The sequence below is a fragment of the Exiguobacterium sp. s150 genome, assembly GCF_018618435.1.
GTDB lineage: Bacteria > Bacillota > Bacilli > Exiguobacteriales > Exiguobacteriaceae > Exiguobacterium > Exiguobacterium alkaliphilum.
Genome location: NZ_JACSMC010000001.1, coordinates 1 through 19,872, shown reverse-complemented (window position 1 = coordinate 19,872; position 19,872 = coordinate 1). Strand labels below are relative to the sequence as shown.

Annotated in this window: 17 protein-coding genes; 16 read left to right on the top strand and 1 reads right to left on the bottom strand. The window is 54.2% G+C overall.

The features are described from left to right. Positions 1-118: 118 nt before the first annotated feature. The 14 genes from KNP76_RS00085 to nhaC all read left to right on the top strand — a co-directional run bounded on the left by KNP76_RS00085 (position 119) and on the right by nhaC (position 16,599). Positions 119-1,582, top strand: coding sequence for a phytoene desaturase family protein (locus tag KNP76_RS00085; protein WP_214841943.1), 1,464 nt, complete (start codon positions 119-121; stop codon positions 1,580-1,582). Positions 1,583-1,596: 14 nt separating this feature from the next. After that, positions 1,597-2,019, top strand: a complete 423-nt coding sequence (locus KNP76_RS00080; protein ID WP_214841940.1) for a GNAT family N-acetyltransferase — start codon at positions 1,597-1,599, stop codon at positions 2,017-2,019. 107 nt (positions 2,020-2,126) lie between these two features. Next, positions 2,127-2,555, top strand: coding sequence for a YlbF/YmcA family competence regulator (locus KNP76_RS00075; protein ID WP_034815278.1), 429 nt, complete (start codon positions 2,127-2,129; stop codon positions 2,553-2,555). A gap of 49 nt (positions 2,556-2,604) precedes the next feature. After that, positions 2,605-5,133, top strand: a complete 2,529-nt coding sequence (gene mutS, locus KNP76_RS00070) for a DNA mismatch repair protein MutS (RefSeq protein WP_034815280.1) — start codon at positions 2,605-2,607, stop codon at positions 5,131-5,133. 4 nt (positions 5,134-5,137) lie between these two features. After that, positions 5,138-6,943, top strand: a complete 1,806-nt coding sequence (gene mutL, locus KNP76_RS00065; protein WP_214841937.1) for a DNA mismatch repair endonuclease MutL — start codon at positions 5,138-5,140, stop codon at positions 6,941-6,943. 162 nt (positions 6,944-7,105) lie between these two features. Further along, complete coding sequence (locus tag KNP76_RS00060) at positions 7,106-7,774, top strand: 50S ribosomal protein L25/general stress protein Ctc (RefSeq protein ID WP_214841934.1); 669 nt, start codon at positions 7,106-7,108, stop codon at positions 7,772-7,774. Between the two features lie 208 nt (positions 7,775-7,982). Continuing rightward, the gene (locus KNP76_RS00055) at positions 7,983-8,816 is read left to right on the top strand and encodes a formate/nitrite transporter family protein (RefSeq protein ID WP_034815488.1); all 834 of its coding nucleotides are present in this window, start codon (positions 7,983-7,985) and stop codon (positions 8,814-8,816) included. Positions 8,817-9,002: 186 nt separating this feature from the next. Beyond that, positions 9,003-10,853, top strand: a complete 1,851-nt coding sequence (locus KNP76_RS00050; protein ID WP_081852649.1) for an anaerobic ribonucleoside triphosphate reductase — start codon at positions 9,003-9,005, stop codon at positions 10,851-10,853. After that, on the top strand, positions 10,831-11,286 hold the full coding sequence (gene nrdG / locus KNP76_RS00045) for an anaerobic ribonucleoside-triphosphate reductase activating protein (protein ID WP_211780952.1): 456 nt from the start codon (positions 10,831-10,833) through the stop codon (positions 11,284-11,286). The genes KNP76_RS00050 and nrdG overlap by 23 nt, the downstream gene beginning before the upstream one ends. A 53-nt stretch (positions 11,287-11,339) precedes the next feature. Next, positions 11,340-12,158: a fumarylacetoacetate hydrolase family protein gene (locus tag KNP76_RS00040; protein WP_034815288.1), complete on the top strand. Its 819-nt coding sequence runs from the start codon at positions 11,340-11,342 to the stop codon at positions 12,156-12,158. 120 nt (positions 12,159-12,278) lie between these two features. Then, positions 12,279-13,532, top strand: coding sequence for a S1C family serine protease (locus KNP76_RS00035; RefSeq protein WP_081852650.1), 1,254 nt, complete (start codon positions 12,279-12,281; stop codon positions 13,530-13,532). A gap of 56 nt (positions 13,533-13,588) precedes the next feature. Next, positions 13,589-13,933, top strand: a complete 345-nt coding sequence (locus KNP76_RS00030) for a DoxX family protein (RefSeq protein WP_081852651.1) — start codon at positions 13,589-13,591, stop codon at positions 13,931-13,933. 21 nt (positions 13,934-13,954) lie between these two features. Continuing rightward, the gene (locus KNP76_RS00025) at positions 13,955-15,052 is read left to right on the top strand and encodes an amidohydrolase (protein ID WP_214841931.1); all 1,098 of its coding nucleotides are present in this window, start codon (positions 13,955-13,957) and stop codon (positions 15,050-15,052) included. A gap of 146 nt (positions 15,053-15,198) precedes the next feature. Beyond that, positions 15,199-16,599 carry a Na+/H+ antiporter NhaC gene (gene nhaC / locus KNP76_RS00020; RefSeq protein WP_371816127.1) on the top strand — a complete coding sequence of 467 codons (1,401 nt, stop codon included), beginning with the start codon at positions 15,199-15,201 and terminating at the stop codon, positions 16,597-16,599. Between the two features lie 27 nt (positions 16,600-16,626). Here the strand turns inward: nhaC and KNP76_RS00015 are convergent, their stop codons facing one another. Then, positions 16,627-17,811, bottom strand: coding sequence for a hypothetical protein (locus KNP76_RS00015; protein ID WP_214841925.1), 1,185 nt, complete (start codon positions 17,809-17,811; stop codon positions 16,627-16,629). Between the two features lie 78 nt (positions 17,812-17,889). Between KNP76_RS00015 and KNP76_RS00010 the strand changes: the two genes are divergently transcribed. Together KNP76_RS00010 and KNP76_RS00005 are read left to right on the top strand one after the other, a co-directional pair. Further along, on the top strand, positions 17,890-19,002 hold the full coding sequence (locus tag KNP76_RS00010) for a mandelate racemase/muconate lactonizing enzyme family protein (protein WP_214841922.1): 1,113 nt from the start codon (positions 17,890-17,892) through the stop codon (positions 19,000-19,002). After that, complete coding sequence (locus tag KNP76_RS00005) at positions 19,002-19,688, top strand: GNAT family N-acetyltransferase (protein ID WP_214841919.1); 687 nt, start codon at positions 19,002-19,004, stop codon at positions 19,686-19,688. The genes KNP76_RS00010 and KNP76_RS00005 overlap by 1 nt, the downstream gene beginning before the upstream one ends. The last annotated feature ends 184 nt before the right edge of the window (positions 19,689-19,872 follow it).

The following is a 19,872-nucleotide window of genomic DNA, read 5'->3' as shown; positions in this document are numbered from 1 at the left end:
GATTTTTTCGCCATCAATCGAAAGAACCCTGCCTTTAGCCCGAAAAACATCGAGCCGACACGTCGAATCATCACGATTGAACGTCTGCCATGTATGATGGACGTAGGAGGGGATGGATATGCGTATCGGAGTCATTGGAGGTGGGATTGCCGGGTTGACGGCTGCCGCCCTCGCACAACGGCACGGACATGAGGTGACGGTTTATGAGGCGTCACGGGAATGGGGCGGCTGCGCCGGCAAGTTCGAGCGAGGCGACTACTTGTTTCCGGCCGGGGCGACGCTCGGTATGGGGTTTGAGCCGGGCGGGCTCCATGACCGCGTATTGCGCCATTTAGAAGAGACGGTCCCGGTTCGGCCGTTACAGGAAGTCATGGCGGTTCACTTGCTCGACCGAACCGTCGTCTATGATCAGGACCGCGATCGTTTCTTACGTGAACTCGAAAATAAGTTTCCGAGTGAGGCGAACCATGTCCGCGCGTTCATGAAAGAGATGTGGCGAGACTTTGAGACGCTCCGTCCATTGTTTGAACGGTTGCCGGCCTTGCCGTTTCGTAGTCGACAAGACGTCTTCGTCGCGGTGGAGGGACTAAATCCACAGCTTGTCGCCGTCGCGCCGAAACTCTATCGTCCGTTGCAAAAGACGCTTGCCCGTCATCAGCTGAGCGGGACGGTGTTCGAACAGTTTATTGATGGGATCTTGCTCGACAGTCTGCAGACAGGGGCGAAAGACGCGAGCCATCTGCTCGCCGCGGTCGCCTTGTCGATTTACCACGAAGGCGCGTTTTACGTCGAGGGGGGACTGTATCAACTTGCCGACGCGCTCGAACGCGCACTTCGTCGAGACGGCGGGACAGCACTACTTGGTCGTCACATCACCTCGATCGAACCGGTGAGTGACGGTTGGTTGCTGACGGATCGGCGCGGTCGGCTCGACATCGTCGATACGGTCGTATCGGCCATCCCGCTCGAGGCGACGAGTCAACTACTGACCGGGAAGGACGCGAAATCGTTCAAGCGCCAATATCGGCGTCACTTGAGCCGTTCGCAGTGGGGCACGTTTAGTCTATATATTACGCTCCCAGAACACGTCTGTTTGAACCGGCCATTGTTCCAACAAGTGTATACGGAGCATTTACCGAGCGGCCATGCGTTTTTGTCGATGTCAGCAGGCGGCGACGTGTTGCGTACCGACAAGCCCGAGCGGACGGTGACGGTGTCGACCCACGTCGACCTTTCGGAATGGAAGGATTGGAAACAGCGCGCCGTCTATGAGAAACTGGAACATGAATGGACCGAGCGTTTGATTGAGGCTGTGCGCATCGGATTCCCAGGTTGGTCGGGGCACACGAATCTCATGCTTCCAGGAGGACCGGGCGCCTGGGTGAAGTATACGAAACGCCCGAACGGTGCCGTCGGCGGCTATGCACAGACGCCGCGTCAATCATTGTTTCATGCCGCGAGTTATCGGACGAATCTTCCGGACTTTTTTGTCTGCGGGGACACGGTGTTTCCAGGCGCAGGGACGATTGGCGCGATGACGAGCGGGTTGCACGTGGCCCGGGCGCTCGGCGTGACGTTATAAGGAGACGATGGAAGATGATGAAAAAGCGATTTGATGAACTGACGACGCGTGAGCTGTACGCGCTCCTTGCCCTACGGACGGAAGTGTTCGTCGTTGAACAAGAATGTGCATATCAGGAGGTTGACGGGAAAGACCTCGATGCCGTCCATTATTGGGTGGAAGAAGGGGGCGAAGTCGTCGCGGCCTTGCGTGTTTTAATTCACGCTTCACCCATTGCGATCGGCCGGGTCGTGACGAGACCGGGGCATCGGGGCAACGGCTATTCGCGTCAATTGATGCAGGCCGCGGTCAACGATTACGGGGGAGAAACCCTCTACTTACAAGCGCAGACGTATGTCGAACCGTTTTATGCGAGTTTCGGGTTCGAGCGGACGAGCGATGAATACGATGAGGACGGGATTCCCCACGTCGACATGGTACGAAAAAGCAACGCTTGAACTGAATCCATGATGTACCTTTCCGAATTCGTTCATGGTAGAATGATGGAGAACACTCGCGCACGTTTCGTGCGATCACATTATAGACAGCAAAGGGGTTTACGAACGTGACTGACCAACAAGTGATTGAAAAAGCAAAAGAATTGGCCGAACTTCTCGCGAAGACGCCAGAAGTGGCGCGTTTCAAAGAAGCAGAGACGAAAGTGAACGAAAGCGAACGCGTGCAAACGCTCATCAAACGCATCAAGTTCTTGCAAAAAGAAGCGGTCAACTGTCAACACTACGGGAAGACAGAGGCCCTCGCGAAAGTCGAACAGAAAATCGACAAAGCAATGGACGAGCTTGACGCGATCCCGGTCGTCCAAGCGTTCCAAGAGACGCAAGTTGAGGTGAACGACCTGCTTCAATACGTGACGGTGACGCTTGCGAACTCAGTGACCGACCGCATCATCGAATCGACAGACGGCGACGTACTCGCTGGTAAAACAGGAAGTGGCATGGCGGCCGAGAAATCACGCGGCGGCTGCGGATACTAACAAACAGCTGGCCTCTGGTCAGCTGTTCTAATTTCTAGAGGTGAAAAAAATGGAAATCATACATCAAACCCCGATGATGAAACAATACTTCTCAATCAAGGCGGACCATCCAGACGCCTTTTTGTTCTATCGACTTGGCGATTTTTATGAGCTGTTCTTTGAAGACGCGCAAATCGTAGCGAAAGAACTCGAATTGACGCTCACATCGAAGAACGGGAAGAACGCGGAACATCCTATTCCAATGTGTGGGGTTCCTCATCACTCGGCCGCTATCTACATTGAGCAATTGATTGAGAAAGGTTTTAACGTCGCCATCTGCGAACAGATGGAAGATCCAAAAGCAACGAAAGGGCTCGTCAAACGGGAAGTCATCCAAGTGATCACACCTGGGACGTATATGGCCGCCCTCGGTGACAAGGAGAACCGCTATCTTGTCGCGGTGACGAACCATCCACTCGGCTACGGGGTGGCACGCGGCGATGTGACGACAGGTGAATCTTGGCTCACGACTCTCCCGACACGTGAAGCCGTACGTCGTGAGATGGAAGGGCTACTCCCGAACGAGGTGCTCGTCTCGGACGAACGTTTGAAGGACGTGTTGGCACCGCTCGGGATCCCACTCTCGGTTCAAACCGACCGGATCGATAGCGACTTGGCCGTTGACGCTAGAGACGAGGCGCAACGAGACGCGTTCGCCTTGCTATACGCATATTTGACACGAACACAAAAACGTTCGCTCGACCACTTGCAACCTGCCGTTGCCTATGAAGTCGAGCAGCACATGCAGCTTGACGCCAACACGGCCCGAAACTTGGAATTGTTCCGCTCGGCCCGTTCCGGGGAACGGAAAGGGTCGCTCCTCGCCCTGTTAGATGAGACGACGACCGCGATGGGAGGGCGACTATTAAAACGTTGGCTCGAACAACCGCTCTATACGGAAGGGGCGATAGAAGCGCGACTCGATGCGGTCGAAAACTTGTTAGACGACTTCATGTTACGTGACCAACTCCGCGAGCAGTTGAAGTACGTATACGATATCGAGCGTCTCGTCGCCAAGGTCGGATACGGGACGGCAAACGCCCGCGACCTCGTGCAGTTGCGCGATACGTTATCCCGCATCCCGGACGTGCGCGCCCTGTTACAAGCGGTGACGGCGTCAAGGCTTCGTCAAATTGATGCGGAACTCGATTCGTTTGAGGAATTAGCGGAATTGCTTCACCGAGCGCTCGTCGACGCACCGCCCATCTCGACGAAGGAAGGCGGCATGATTCGAGAAGGGTATTCGAGCGAGCTCGACGAACTGCTCGAAGCGAAAGCGAACGGGAAGACGTGGATTGCCAACCTTGAACAACAAGAGCGTCTTGCGACCGGAATCAAGTCGCTCAAAATCGGTTATAACCGTGTGTTCGGTTACTATCTTGAAGTCACGAAAGCGAACGCGAAGCTGCTCGAGGAAGGGCGGTATGAACGGAAACAGACCCTAACGAACGCCGAGCGTTACGTCACACCGGAATTAAAAGAAAAAGAGGCGCTCATTCTTGGGGCCGAAGAGAAGAGTTGCACGCTCGAGTATGACTTGTTCGTGGCACTTCGAGACGAGGTCAAGCGCGAGACGAAACCGTTGCAGCGGCTTGCCCGTTCGCTCAGTGAACTCGACGTCTTGCTCAGTCTCGCCATCGTCGCCGAAAAACGGGATTACGTTCGCCCGACGACGGCGAAACATGTTCAAATCGACCGCGGCCGCCATCCTGTCATCGAGACGGTGCTCGGGCGCGGCGAGTACGTCGCGAACGACTTGACGCTTGACGACTCGCGGCGGATGCTCCTCATCACGGGACCGAACATGTCCGGTAAGTCGACGTACATGCGTCAATTCGCACTCATCGCCATCATGCATCAGATCGGTTCGTTCGTCCCGGCCGAAGCGGCCGAGCTCCCATTGTTCGACCGTATCTTCACGCGAATCGGGGCAGCCGACGATTTAGTCAGCGGCCAGTCGACGTTCATGGTCGAGATGACCGAGACACGTCAAGCCGTCACGGAAGCGACGGAACATAGCCTCATCTTGCTCGATGAGATTGGACGCGGGACGTCGACGTATGACGGGATGGCGCTCGCGCAAGCGATCGTGGAATATATCGCGGCCACGATCGGCGCGAAGACGCTCTTCTCGACCCACTATCACGAGTTGACCGTGTTGGAACAGACGATCTCGACGCTAGAGAACGTGCACGTCCGCGCAGTCGAACGTGATGGTCGCGTCGTCTTCTTGCACGAGGTCCACCCAGGCAAGGCGGATAAATCGTATGGGATTCACGTCGCCGAGTTGGCCGACTTGCCGGCAGATTTGATTGACCGGGCCCGGTCCATTTTAGAGCACCTCGAAGCCGAACCGGCGCCGGATGAAGCGAAGCGAGAAACACGCCCGACAAGTGAGACGGATGTGGCCCAGCTGTCCTTGTTCGAGAAATCGGACAGTTTAACAGACGAACTGCTCGCGCTCGATTTACTCGCCATGAATCCGATTGAGGCGATGCAGGCGCTCTATGCGCTACAACAAGCTGCGAAGAAAGGATGAGACGATGGGAATCATTCAAGAACTCCCTGAACAGTTAGCCAACCGAATCGCGGCGGGCGAGGTGGTCGAGCGACCCGCCTCGGTCGTCAAAGAACTCGTTGAGAATGCGATTGACGCCGGCGCGACGAAGATTGAGGTCGAGCTCGTCGAGGCCGGGATTCGGCTCATCAAAGTCCGGGATAACGGACACGGATTTTATGAAGATGACGCACCGCGCGCTTTTCTCCGTCACGCGACGAGCAAGATTCGCGACGAGCATGACTTGTTCCGCATCCGAACGCTCGGTTTCCGAGGCGAGGCCCTCGCGTCGATTGCCTCGGTTAGCCACGTTACGCTCAAGTCACGCCGCGCTGAAGAGGTCGGATTTGAGATGACGCTCGAGGGAGGGGTCTTGACCGAGACGAAGCCTGCGGCAATGAACGTCGGAACGGAGATCACGGTCAGCCAGCTGTTTTACAATACGCCGGCCCGGTTGAAATATTTGAAGACATCGGCGACCGAACTCGCGAGCATCACGGATACGTTGAATCGTATCGCCCTGTCTCATCCGGAGGTTCGTCTTGCAGCCTATCATGAAGACAAGGAGTTGTTGCGGACGAACGGAAACGGTGACCTTAAACAAGTGATGCTCGCCATCTATGGACGCCAAGTCGCCTCTCAAATCGTGACGGCGTCGAGCAAGACGAACGACTATAGTTTGAGCGCGTATCTCGTCCGTCCGGAAGTGACCCGTTCGAATAAACAATACGTGACGCTCATCTTGAACGGACGCAGCATCAAAAACTTCGCCCTCACCCAAAGCGTCCTCGAAGGCTATCACACGCTACTCCCGATCGGCCGTTACCCCATCGCTGTGCTCGAAGTGAACATGGACCCGATGTTGATCGATGTCAACGTTCACCCGACGAAGCGCGAAGTCCGGCTCTCAAAAGAAAAAGAGTTATGTCAATTGATTCGAGACACGGTCCAACTGACGCTTCGTGAGCAACGCCTCATCCCGACGGTCCAACCGAAACCGAAAGTGGAACGCGCCCAGACGGAACAAGCGCGACTCGACTTTACCGTCGAGCGCTCGCCTGAAGTGAAAGAAGAGCCGGCATGGAACTACCCGATACCACGTGAACCGATCACGTCGCCGAGCCAGTGGGCACCAACGCCTTTGAACAAGGAAGTCTCGCCGAGGCACGAGCCTGATTCGGAGGCCACCCCGATGAAACAGAAGAAGGAGCGGCTCCCCGAGCTCGACGTCATCGGGCAATTACACGCGAGTTATATCGTCTGTGGCGGCGAGGACGGCATGTACGTCATCGACCAGCACGCCGCGCAAGAACGGATCAAGTATGAACTGTTCTATGAACAACTCGGGAATCCGGGGAAAGAGTACCAGCTACTCTTGTTACCGCTCACGCTCGAATTCACCCAGCAAGAAGCGCTCGCCATCGAAGAAGTGCTGCCGCTCTTAGAAGAGGCCGGGATTCAACTCGAGCCGTTCGGGGGGAACACGTTCCTCGTCCGAGAGATTCCGACGTGGTATCCGCAACACGACCTTGAAGGAACGGTTCGGGATTTAGTCGAGATGGCGATTCGCGATCGTTCGATTGACCTTGCCAAATATCGCGAGGAGGCGTCCATTTTGATGGCATGCAAACGTTCGATTAAAGCGAACCATCCGTTGAACGTCGAGATGATGCGCCAACTGATTCACGACTTGTCGGAGACAGCGTCGCCTTACACGTGTCCGCACGGTCGCCCAATCCTTGTTAAATGGAGTACGTACGAACTTGAGAAACTGTTTAAGCGTGTCATGTGACAACGTTGTAATCTTTTTTAACGGTCTGTAACGTTTACCCGATGCGTGACGTGGGAACATTATACACATGTCGCTCAACGCATCGAGGTTGAGAGGTGGCTCTTTCACTGCCTCACCCTCAAGATGTAGACATGATCCATTAACCAGTAGGGGGAAAAGATTATGGCAGACAAGCTTAATGTAACGAAACGAGAGTTACGACCACGATCGGTCCGTGCAAACTTACGCAAAGAAGGAAAAGTGCTAGGTGTCGTTTACGGCTACAAAGTCGAGAGCACACCAGTCGCGTTTGAAGAGATGGCACTTCGTAAAATCCTTCGTGAGCATGGTGATAACGCCTTGATCGAACTCAACATCGACGGCAAGAAAGTGAACACGCTCGTTCACGGGACAGAAGTTGACCCGTTCACGAACGAGTATAAGCACGTCGAGTTCATGGCCGTGAAGATGGACGAAGCAACAGAAGTCGAAGCGGACGTCACGCTCGTCGGCGACGCGAAAGGTGTCAAAGAAGGCGGCTTCTTGGCACAAACGCTCTATAAAGTCACGGTATCGGCCACACCTGCCAACATTCCAGAGCGCATCGAACTCGATGTATCTGAACTTGGCATCGGTGACTCGGTGACGGTAGCGGACATTCCAGAAAACAAAGACTACGAGGTTGTCTCGGATGGCGAACTTCAAATCGCATCGGTTAATGAGCCGGTATCACTTGAAGAGCTTGAAGCAGACACAGATACTACGCAAGAAGGTGAAACTGAAGCGACTGAAGAAGTGTCGGCTGAAGCATCTTCGGAAGAGTCTGAAGAGAAGTCTGAAGACAAAGAATAAGCTCGATCGAACGACCCTTTGCGAAGGGTCGTTTTTTTCGTCACAAATCCGACATATGTAAACGATTACGATGTGAAAAATGTGTCAACATGGTCTAAGGTCGATTGCAATTTATTGGATTCGGGCTTATATTGTTAATGATTTCACATGTTCGTTCTTATTATAAAGGTTCATTCAAACAGAAAGAAGGGTTTGTGACATGGCATCAATGGAAATCCATGCACTTGAATCATTACGGAAGAAAGCCCAGGCGTCATCGCACATGATTCATTATCGGCCAATGGAATACTTTTTACGGGCGATGCTCGCCGGGATCTTTATCGGGTTCGCCGCCATCTTCACACTAAAAGTCGTCAATGGCATGTATCTGCTTGATTCGCCGTTCACGACGCTCATTGGCGGCTTTTCGTTCGGGATCGCACTCGTCATGATCATTTATGGGGGAGCTGAGCTGTTCACGGGGAATACGATGTACTTCACGACGTCGACGTTGCGCGGATATACGACGCTCAGTGATACGATGCTCGTCTGGTTATTGTGCTTTGTTGGGAATGCAGTCGGCGGAATTTTGTTCGCCATATTGCTTGCCCCGACCGGAATCATTCAAGAACTTGGGATGAACAACTGGTTGTTCGCCGTCGTCGAGAGCAAGATGCACCATACGACGGTCGAGATTTTCTTCCGTGCCATCTTCTGTAACTGGATGGTTTGCCTGGCGATTTTCTTGCCGAAACAAATGAAAAATGAATTTGCGCAAATCTTCTCGATGATCTTCCTAGTCGCGGTCTTCTTCGCTTCAGGATTCGATCATGTCATCGCGAATTTCGTTTTGTTCGCGCTCACGCTCGTCGTCCCGCACCCAGAGACAATCAGTTTCGCCGGGGCGATTCACAACTTGGTTCCGGCGACGTTCGGAAACATCATCGGAGGTGCCTTGTTCATGGGGGCCATCTATACGTGGTTGAACGCGAAAGGATTGCGGGAAGCCCAAGAGTCAGAAGAAGTCGAGTTGACGATCGTCAAACCTGCTAAAGAAGTATGACTTATATCACGAATCGTAACAGTCGAGTCCCTGCCTAGGGTTCGGCTGTTTTTTGTCATGTTTGCCCTATAAAGATGTCACAAAGTCGTCCCGCATAAATGCCTGCGAACGTGACATAATCTATATATAGATGATTAGTTCGCTGTTTACAGCGAATGGATTCAATATATAGTGAGGTGTTGCAGGGTGAATTTAATTCGATTGTATGAAGATGTCTGTGTCCTCCCTGACCAGGATTTGGTCCAAGAAAACGCGAACGTGGACGGCAAGTCGCCGCTCGGGAAGCTGGCTCGCTTGTCCTCGGAAGTGTCAAAAGAACTCGCGACGACGTACTTGTTGTCCGAACGCTCGCGACGTGCGGTCGCCGATAATTTTTTATACATTCACGATGCAGACTATTACGTGACGGGCTCAACGACGTGTTGCCAAATTCCGCTCGGTGACTTGCTAATGAACGGCTTTCACACCGGACATGGGACGATTCGGCCCCCGAAAGACATCCGGTCGGCGATGGCACTCGCCTCGATTATCCTTCAGGCGAACCAGAACATGCAGCACGGAGGACAGGCGTTCCCAATGTTTGACGTTGATTTAGCTCCCTATGTGGAGAAGACGTATGAACGTCACCTCGAACGACTCCGTCATCTCCCGGTCGAGTTGACGGACACCGAGATGCGTACGATTGCGGAAGAAGAGACGATTACGGCGACGTATCAAGCGTGCGAGGCGTTCATCCACAACGCCAACTCGATGCATTCCCGTGGCGGTGGGCAAGTTCCGTTCGTTTCCATCAACTATGGGACGGATACGTCACGATGGGGCCGAATTTTTATTCGGGAACTGTTACGCGCGACCGAACGCGGTCTCGGGAATGGCGAGACACCGATCTTCCCGATTCAAATTTTTAAAGTAAAAGAAGGCGTCAACTTCCATGAGGGAGACCCAAACATCGACTTGTTCAAACTCGCTTGTCGAGTGACAGGGAAGCGGCTGTTCCCGAACTTTTCCTTCATCGACGCCCCGTTCAACGCGCAATACAATGACGGTACGCCGGAGTCCGAGGTCGCCTATATGGGTTGCCGGACACGCGTGATGGGCAATCGGCACGGCGCTGAGACGTCGATCGGACGGGGAAACTTGTCGTTCTCGACACTGAACTTGGTAAAGATGGCCCTCGTTTCATCTGACATCAAAGCGTTCTATCGTATGCTCAACGACTATTTCGACATCGCAATCGAGCAATTACGCGACCGGTTCGAATACCAGTGCAAACGCCGAGCCGATGAATTCCGTTTCCTTTACGCACAACATGTTTGGCGTGGCGGCGAGACGCTCGCTCCGGATGACGAGGTCCGCGACGTATTGAAGCAAGGTACACTCTCGGTCGGTTTTATCGGGCTGGCCGAGACGTTACAGGTTCTATTGGGGTCGACCCATGCCGAGTCGCGAGAAGCTGAACGACTTGGCCTAGAGATCGTGACGCATCTAGCCGAGCGGGTGAAAGAAGCGGCCGACCGATATGATCTAAACTTCTCGCTCCTTGCGACCCCGGCGGAAGGGTTGTCCGGCAAGTTCGTCGTGAAAGATCAGGAAGCGTTCGGGATGATTGAAGGCGTGACTGACCGCGCGTTCTACACGAACTCGTTCCACGTGCCAGTCTATAAAGATGTCTCGATTCGTGAAAAAATTAGAATTGAGGCGCCTTACCATGCCCTTTGTGACGCTGGCCATATCACGTATGTCGAAGTCGATGGTTCCCTTGCCCATAATTCGGAAGCCGTCGAGGCAATCGTTAGACTGATGCGTAAACATGACATTGGCTATGGGTCGATCAATCACCCGGTCGATCGTTGTGGGAATTGCGGACTTGAAGGCATCATTGATGAAGCATGCCCGACTTGCGGGGAGTCCGAGCAAATTGAGCGTATTCGCCGTATCACAGGATATTTGGTCGGCACAATGGATCGATGGAACTCGGCAAAACGGGAAGAAGAACGAGCGAGGGTGAAACATGATGCGCGTCCTATCCGTCATTGAAGATTCGGTCGTCGACGGGCCGGGAATCCGTACCGTCGTCTTTACAGCGGGCTGCCCGCATCACTGCCGAGGCTGTCACAACCCGGAGTCATGGAATCCAGCCGGCGGGGAAGAGGTGTCAGTTGAGACACTTCTAGAACAGATCCAAGTGTCTGGGTGGGACGGGGTTACCGTTTCAGGCGGTGAACCGTTTATGCAACCGAAAGAGTTGGCGGCTCTCGTTCGGGGCTGCAAGCGATTGGCAAAAAACGTTTGGGTTTATACCGGGTATACGCTTGAGTTACTTGAACAGATGAATGACGAACACGTGACGGACGTGCTCAATCAAGCCGACGTGCTCGTCGACGGGAAATTCATCGAGTCCCTAAAGGACCGATCGCTCCGGTTTCGAGGTTCGAGCAATCAGCGCATCATTTTTTTGAACAAAGTGTGATCGGGGCGAATCGCCTCGATTTTTTGTATACTCATAAAAAAGGGGGAATTTACATGAAATGGTGTACATATGAACGTGACGGGGAAGTAGCGATTGGGATCGTCGAAGGGACGAACGTGTATGACGTCAGTAATCAATTACATACGAACGCATTGTTAGAAGTCATCGCCCGTGAGTTCGAGCCAGACGTCGACCTAGACGTCGCACCGCGCTATCCGCTCGAATCGGTCAAACTGCTCGCACCGTACCGTCCGCTCAAAAACGTCATCTGTATCGGAAAGAATTACGAAGAACACGTGAAAGAGATGGACACGGCAGGGGCCGGGAAGCTCGTCATCTTCACGAAGGCGCCGACATCGGTCGTCGGTCCAGACGCAGTCGTCGAACGACATCCGGAGCTGACCGACCAGCTCGATTATGAAGGGGAGCTTGCCGTCATTATCGGCAAGTCGGGCCGCGATATCGAACACGTCGAGGAACACATCTTCGGCTACACGGTCTTAAACGACATTACGGCGCGAGACGTGCAAAAACAACACGTCCAATTCTTCCGCGGCAAGTCGTTTGATACGTTCTGTCCGATTGGCCCTTACGTCGTCACACCGGACGAGCTCTCATTCCCGCTCACGATCGAGACGACCGTGAACGGGGAACTTCGACAAGCCGGCACGACCGCCGACATGATTCGGCCGATTGAAGAATTGATTCGGACGCTGTCAAAAGGAATGACGCTCGAAGCCGGGGACATCATCGCGACCGGAACGCCTGCTGGTGTCGGCCATGGGATGAAACCACCTGTCTATTTACAGACAGGCGACACGGTCGAGGTATCCATCTCGGGGATTGGTTCGCTACGAAATATCATCGTCTAACACATTGACGCAAATTGTGAAGAATCTTGTAAACGCTCCGTCAATTCTCGATGAGCGGATCGGTTCCGATTATAATCAACATAGAGATTAGAGGAAACATCATTGAGGAGATGAATCAATATGGAACGAAATGATCACACACCTGAAGATAAACGACGCGACGAATGGCTCGACACGGAAATCGGGTCATCGACACGTTCGCCCGAACCACCGCGAGTGGAACGGCCGGCGAGACCGTCCTTCCTCGGACGGATGTTCCCGGGATTTGTCGGAGGGGTCATCGGGGCGCTCGTGACCGGGGCGGTCGCGTTCCCGTTTCTCGACCAACCGGTGTCGAACGTGAACGATACGGCCGTCACCTCGGAAGGGACACCGCTTCAGACGTCCTCGAACGTCGGGGACACGTCGGTGACGGATGCCGTCGCTGCCGCGCAACCGGCCGTCGTGACCGTGAACAATTTCGCGACGCAAGGTTTCTCGAGCCAGTCGGTCGAGGCCGGTGTCGGCTCTGGGGTCATCTATAAAAAAGAAGGCGACGCTGCATATATCGTCACGAACCATCACGTCGTCAACGGGGCTGACCGATTGACGGTCACGTTTAACGATGGGAAGACGGCGGATGCGACACTTATGGGCAGTGATGCGACGTATGACTTGGCCGTCTTGAAAGTCGATGCGGCCGACGTGCCAGCCGTCATCAATATCGGTAAGTCCGGCGAGTTGAAGCCAGGACAGACCGTCATCGCCATCGGCAACCCACTCGGTCAGTTCGAAAACTCGGTGACGCGTGGTGTCGTCTCGTCGACGTCCCGACTTGTACCGGTCGACACGGATGAGAACGGACAAGCCGATTTCAACGCCGAGGTCATTCAGACCGATGCGGCCATCAACCCTGGTAACTCAGGCGGCGCCCTCATCAATGAGGCGGGTCAATTGATTGGCATCAACTCGATGAAAATCGCGACAGATGCCGTGGAAGGGGTCGGCTTCTCGATTCCAATCGATATCGCCTTGCCGCTCATCAACCAAATCGAGCAGACGGGCGAGGTGAACCATCCGTCGCTCGGGGTCTCGCTCCGCGACGTGTCGGAGTTTCCGCCTGGATACTTGACCGAACAGATCAACTTACCGGAATCGGTGACGAACGGGACGATTATCATCGATGTGCAGGCGAACAGTTCAGCAGCACGAGCCGGACTTCAAGCCCGTGACGTCATCGTCAAAATCAACGACCAGGACGTCTCGTCGTTCATCGACCTCCGGAGCGAACTCGTTCGCGATACGGACGGGACGGTGTCAATCGAGTACATTCGTGACGGTCAGACCGAGACGGTGGACGTCGAGATTCAAAATGCGAACGGTTCAGCACTCTAAAAGGTGGGCATCTTGCCCGCCTTTTTTGATATGCTTAGAAAAAAGGAGGGATTCATTTGCTTCGTATCTTCTATGGCATATTATTTTTAGGCGCCGGCGTCATGCATTTCGTCAACGAGCGTGCCTTCATGTCCATCATCCCGAAGGCTTGGCCGTTCAAACGGTTCATGGTCCAAGTGAGCGGCGTGATCGAGATTGTGTACGGGACGTTGCTGCTGCTGAATCGGGGCACACGGTTCGTCAAGCGGACGGGACCGGCCTTCTTGCTCGCCGTCTTCCCGGCGAACATCAACATGGCGCTGAAACCGTCGCGAATCGGCGGAAAGACGATCCCGAACTGGGTAACGTGGCTCCGTTTACCGCTGCAATGGGTGCTCATTAAAGGAATTAAAAAAATTTAGTACATACGGAGGGGGAAAGTCATGGCTACGAACGTATTGACGTGGTTCGACCACTTTCACACGCATCCGGAAGTGAGCTGGAAAGAAGTCGAGACGACGAAGACGATTGCAACGATCTTGACCTCGCTCGGCGTATCGCACGACACGTTCGATGACGTCACGGGCGTGTTGGCAGAGATTGGGGACGGCGAAGACGTCATCGCCGTCCGGGCCGATATCGATGCGTTATGGCAACAAGTCGATGGGACGTTTCAGGCAAACCATTCGTGTGGTCACGACGCGAATATGAGCATGGTGCTCGGCGCGCTCGATCTTTTGAAAGATGAGCCGTTACAAAAACGGATCCGCTTTATCTTCCAACCGGCAGAAGAGCAAGGCAACGGGTCGCTCGCGATGATTGAGAAAGGCGCCTTGATCGATGTGACGGAACTATACGGAATCCATCTGCGTCCAATCGAGGAGCTCGCGCTCGGTCAGTTCGCGGCGACGATTCAACACGGGGCCGCCATCTTTTTAAGAGGCAAGGTCATCGGCGACGACGCGCACGGGGCACGTCCGCACCAAGGACAAAACGCGCTCGACGTCATGTTCACGATTCATCAACAGTTGAAAAACATCTATCTGTCGCCGTTCGAACCTCATTCTGTGAAGTTGACCGGGGTGCAGGCCGGCAGCGACAACGTGAACATCATCCCTGGGAACGCCACGTTCTCGATTGACGTACGGGCCCAATCGAACGAGGAATTGCTCGCCTTGCGTGACCGGGTCGAGACAATGCTGCATCAGATTGAATCGCTTCACGGGGTGACGCTCGAGTGGGAGTGGCAAGACTTCACACCTGGAGCCGTCGTCGGCAAACGCTCGAGCCGGCATGCGACGGATGCGATCACGAGTCGGTACGGAAAAGAGGCGCTCGTCGAACGGATCGTGACGTCCGGGAGTGATGATTTTCATTTTTATACGGTGAAAAAAACGGAACTCGACGCAACGATGATTGGCATCGGCGCCAACTTGACGCCGGGGTTGCATCATCCGCACATGACGTTCGATCGGTCGGTTTTACAGGAAGGGGCAGTCTTGTTGGCGGATACGTTGCGCCGGGCTGCCACGGAAAAATGAGACGGAAGCGAATCGCTTTCGTCTTTTTGTTATTGCCAACGTCTAATGTAAGCGTTATCATAATCCTATTAGCGACAATATAACGACAATTCTGAATTATTCGCTAACGGGGAGGAAATTGGATGGAACAGGGGAACAAGCAAGAAATGAAACTCGGATGGGCGCTCTTGCCGCTACTTGTCATGATCGGGGTCATGCTCGTGGCGATTGTATTGCTCGAGCAAGGACCACATATCCCGCTCATCATCGGGACGGCGGTGGCATCGATGGTCGCCTACAAGCATGGCTTTAAGTGGAAAGAGATTGAAGAGATGATGTACAAAGGGATCCGGCTCGCCTTGCCGGCGGTCGTCATCATCATTCTCGTCGGTTTGACGATTGGGGCATGGATTGGGGGTGGCATCGTCGCGACGATGATTTATTACGGCTTGACGATTATCTCGCCGGCTTATTTTCTCGTCACGATCTGTTTGATTTGTGCGGTCGTCGCATTATCGATTGGAAGCTCATGGTCGACGATGGGGACGATTGGTGTCGCTGGCATGGGGATTGGACTCAGCATGGGGATTCCGGCAGCGATGGTCGCGGGGGCGGTCATTTCCGGTGCCTATTTCGGGGATAAAATGTCACCGCTGTCGGATACGACGAACTTGGCTGCCGGCTTGACGCATACAAACTTGTTCGAACACATCCGTCATATGCTCTATACGACGGTTCCGGGCCTTTTAATCGCGCTCGGTGTCTACTTTTGGCTCGGCAGACGGTTTAGCGAGTCGGGGACCGATTCATCAGACATCACTCAGACGCTCGCGATCTTGCAAGACAGCTTCTTCATTTCACCATGGCTCTTGTTGATCCCGCTCGCGGTCATTGTACTCGTTGCGAAAAAAGTGCCGGCGATTCCGGCCCTCGTCGTCGGGATCGCGCTCGGGTTTCTCGCTCAATATGTCATTCAAGGCGGGACGCTCGCGGACAGTGTCGGGGCGTTGCAGAGCGGATACGTCATCAATACGGGGAACGAACTCGTCGACAACTTGTTCAGTCGAGGCGGGTTAGACGCGATGATGTATACCGTGTCGATGACGATTGTCGCGATGACGTTCGGCGGAATCTTGGAATATTCGGGTATGCTCCAGTCGATTATGAATCAAATCGTGAAGCTTGCGAAGACGGCCGGTTCGATGATTGCGTCGACGATTTTGGCAGGGTTCGCGACGAATGCCACATGTTCCGAGCAATACATATCGATTGTCGTACCGGCTCGCATGTTCGCCGGTGCTTATGAGAAGATGGGGCTTCAATCGAAGAACTTGTCGCGTGCGCTCGAGGACGGGGGGACGCTCACGTCCGTCTTTATCCCATGGAACACATGTGGCGTGTTCATCCTCGGAACGCTCGGCGTCGGGGCGTTCGAATACGCGCCATACGCTGTGTTGAACTTCATCGTCCCAGTCATCTCGGTCATCTATGCGTTTACTGGCTTCACAATCGCGAAGCTCCATGTGTTACAGACTGTCCCACCGGATGATCAGCGACAAGCGCAATAAACAAGGACGCGTCGTCTGACGCGTCCTTTACGTTGGTAGCTTGAATTTATAAACGGAACGAGGCCTTCCTTGCGCATAACTCATCTCTTCGCCAATCACCTCGACGTAGCCGGCATCAAACAGCTTTTTGATGAGCCGTTCCGTCGTCCGGCGCGACACGTGAAGGTAAGCGGTCATCTCTTTGGCGGTAAACTCATGTGTCTGTTTGGCGAAGCCGATAATTTTACTCACGTTCGCCGGACTGATTCCGAGTCGTTTCATCAAGTCGAACGCCCGGTCTTCTGTCACGCGGTACGCGATTGTTTCGTCTGTTCCGGGGAACGACAACTTTTTCGACGCGTCGATGATTCGGATCGGGTGATGCGTCGAGGCTGAGATGGCGATTGTCGCGTGATCATGGGCCGTCTGATAGTCAGGCCCATACCCGATTCCGATTTTTGTCTCCTCATCGGAAGGGGCGAGTGTCTCGATTTGTAACGCCCGTTCAATCACACCTTTTGTGGTGAGGAGTGAGGTCGTGTCGGAATGGACCTCGACATGCCCGTGATGTGGCAACGCGGCAAGGTAGGTTTGAAGCCCAGGCGTCGTCGAGGCATAGAGCACAACGGCGAATTGGGCCGCATCGGCCTGGGCGTGCCGGACCCGCTCGATCAGCTTTTCAACGTGAACGACAATCGTACGTGTCGGTTCGATCATGAGCTGGCTGTTATATCCGGCATCAAGCAACTCGTGATGGACGCGCTCGATGCTCGTCACGGCAAGCGAGGCGTCATGAGGTTGCTTCGACGCATGAAACGTGAACACGTCCGTAAAGGAGACGTCGGGATCGATTTTCATGACGTTCGGTCGAGCCATGTCCGGTAAAGAGGCGAAGATTGACGCCAATCGTTCCGGATCGTTCACATCCATCGTCAAGCGATCGAGCGGGACGTGCTGCGTAACGCTCGCATGTAAAAGTGTCGTCAAAAGCACCGTCTCGTCTTGGACGACGTGATGCGCGAGTGTTTCCTTCAAATAGGGAAGGGCGTATGCATACGGGAACGAACCGGAGAAGAAGACGGCGTCGAACGATCCGAGCTGTTGTGCGATGGTGGCCGCTTCTTTCGGATGGTGATAGATGAACGGACTGAACCGGACGTCATCGAACGAGACGGCGCGCATGAGGGTCGAGACGAACGTGTCGGACCCGACGAGCGCGAGATGGATGGCCATGAAAACTCCTCCTTGCAATTTAACGACTATTTAACGACAATATAACTAACGATACGACAGAAGTAAAGGAGCTTATGTATGAAAATTGAGAAGATTGAAGTGTTTGCCGTCCGTTTCCCACTAAAAGTCCCATTCGTCGTCAGCTATCACCGCTATGAGGATATGCCGTCCGTCATCGTCAAATTGACGAGTGCTTGCGGTCGTGTCGGATACGGCGAAGCGGTCGCCGATGAGCATGTTACCGGTGAGTCGCTAGAGAGCACGATTTCAATCATCCATCGCTTGCTCGGACCACAGTTGATTGGGGAGAACCCGATGCATATGGAACGGATTCACGATGTGATGGACCGGTCCATCCGGGACGTGCCCGCCGCGAAAGCGGCACTCGACATCGCGTGCCACGACCTCGTCGGGAAGAAGCTTGGTCTTCCGGTATACGACTTGATCGGTGGGCGTTATCATGACGCCTTCCCCGTGACGCATGTCCTCAGTATCGGTGACCCGGATGCGATGGCCGAGGAAGCGAAGCAGCAACTCGATGCCGGTTACACGTCCATCAAGATGAAAGTCGGGGTCGACGTCGCCTCTGACGTCGCGCGCGTCGCCGCGGTCCGACGCGCGGTCGGACCGGACGTCCCGATTCGCGTCGACGTGAACCAAGGCTGGGAGAATGCCGGGAAGACGCTACAGTCGATGCAGCAGCTCATCCCGTATGCGCTCGACTGGATCGAACAGCCGGTTCGGGCCGACGATTTCGAGGGGATGGCCGAAGTGAAAGCGAAGAGTGTCGTCCCGATCATGATTGATGAAGGAGTGCGCGGCATGCCTGAGATGCGCCGGTTGACGCTCATGCAGGCGGCACACAAAGTGAACATCAAACTGATGAAGTGCGGTGGGATCTATCCGGCGAAAAAGCTCGTCCATATCGCGGAAATGTCAGGAATCGAGTGTCAAATCGGGTCGATGGTCGAGTCGTCCATCGCCTCGAGTGCGGGCTTCCATGTCGCCTTCTCAAGTAAAATCGTACGTTCCGTCGAATTGACGGGCCCGCTCCGGTTCGCACAAGATGTCGGGAACTTGCAGTACGATTTGCCGTTCATCCGCTTGAACGAACAGCCCGGACTCGGGATCGAAGTCGATGAGGCCGTCCTCGAGCAGTTGGCGACGGCGCAGTATGAGGTGACGGGCTGATGTGGTCTGGGGTTTGGAACGGTCTCACGTTACACGTTCGCCATTTGACGGAACAGGATTTGCCCGCCATCGAGTCCGTCCAACGAGCAGTCATTGACGAATTGACCGAGTCCGCTCACTATCAAGCGCTCACGACTGGCGAGTTTCAAAAACTATTGGCAGACCGAACCATCATCGGGGCATATCGGGACGAAGATTTAATCGCGTTTCGCGCGCTCCTCATCCCGCCAATCGATGCAGAGCATCTCGGCCGGGACATCGGGTACCCAGAACACTCACTCGAGCGCATCATCTATCAGGAAGTGACGAACGTCCATCCGTCGTTTCGGGGTTATCGCCTGCAACAACATCTCGGCCACCTCTTGATGGAGGCGTTTAGCCAAGACGTCCGATTCGACCTCGTCTGTGCGACGGTCGCCCCGTTCAATATTCCGAGCTTGAAAGATAAGTTCGCCCTTGGACTTCGGATTGGCGCGCTGAAGCCGAAATATGGGGGGAAATGGCGCTACATCTTCATGAGAGAGCTACACACCGGTTGGCATGGGGATGGACTCGTCACATCCGTCGAGATGGCTGACACGGCGCGACAAGTGCGTCTGTTACAGGACGGCTGGTATGGGACGGGTATGCGTGAAATAGATGGGACATGGTATATCGACTACGAAAAACAAGAGGCTGGGACATAACTCAGTAGATTTATAACAAAGAGGCCACCTGGAGCGACTTGTTCGCTCCAGGTGGCCTCTTGTCATTTTTATGGGTTCGTGCACGCATTTCGGACTAAACAGATAGGGGCGACCTCTGATAAAGTTAAAGTGACCAAACCATAACTTTGGAGGTGCCCCTATGTACAAAGAGTATACCATGAAC

Excerpts from the sequence above, each read along its gene's own strand:
- KNP76_RS00085 (WP_214841943.1), top strand. The coding sequence starts at position 119 with ATGCGTATCGGAGTCATTGGAGGTGGGATTGCCGGGTTGACGGCTGCC.
- KNP76_RS00080 (WP_214841940.1), top strand. The coding sequence starts at position 1,597 with ATGATGAAAAAGCGATTTGATGAACTGACGACGCGTGAGCTGTACGCG.
- mutS (WP_034815280.1), top strand. The coding sequence starts at position 2,605 with ATGGAAATCATACATCAAACCCCGATGATGAAACAATACTTCTCAATC.
- mutL (WP_214841937.1), top strand. The coding sequence starts at position 5,138 with ATGGGAATCATTCAAGAACTCCCTGAACAGTTAGCCAACCGAATCGCG.
- KNP76_RS00060 (WP_214841934.1), top strand. The coding sequence starts at position 7,106 with ATGGCAGACAAGCTTAATGTAACGAAACGAGAGTTACGACCACGATCG.
- KNP76_RS00055 (WP_034815488.1), top strand. The coding sequence starts at position 7,983 with ATGGAAATCCATGCACTTGAATCATTACGGAAGAAAGCCCAGGCGTCA.
- nrdG (WP_211780952.1), top strand. The coding sequence starts at position 10,831 with ATGCGCGTCCTATCCGTCATTGAAGATTCGGTCGTCGACGGGCCGGGA.
- KNP76_RS00040 (WP_034815288.1), top strand. The coding sequence starts at position 11,340 with ATGAAATGGTGTACATATGAACGTGACGGGGAAGTAGCGATTGGGATC.
- KNP76_RS00035 (WP_081852650.1), top strand. The coding sequence starts at position 12,279 with ATGGAACGAAATGATCACACACCTGAAGATAAACGACGCGACGAATGG.
- KNP76_RS00025 (WP_214841931.1), top strand. The coding sequence starts at position 13,955 with ATGGCTACGAACGTATTGACGTGGTTCGACCACTTTCACACGCATCCG.
- nhaC (WP_371816127.1), top strand. The coding sequence starts at position 15,199 with ATGAAACTCGGATGGGCGCTCTTGCCGCTACTTGTCATGATCGGGGTC.
- KNP76_RS00015 (WP_214841925.1), bottom strand. The coding sequence starts at position 17,811 with ATGGCCATCCATCTCGCGCTCGTCGGGTCCGACACGTTCGTCTCGACC.
- KNP76_RS00010 (WP_214841922.1), top strand. The coding sequence starts at position 17,890 with ATGAAAATTGAGAAGATTGAAGTGTTTGCCGTCCGTTTCCCACTAAAA.
- KNP76_RS00005 (WP_214841919.1), top strand. The coding sequence starts at position 19,002 with ATGTGGTCTGGGGTTTGGAACGGTCTCACGTTACACGTTCGCCATTTG.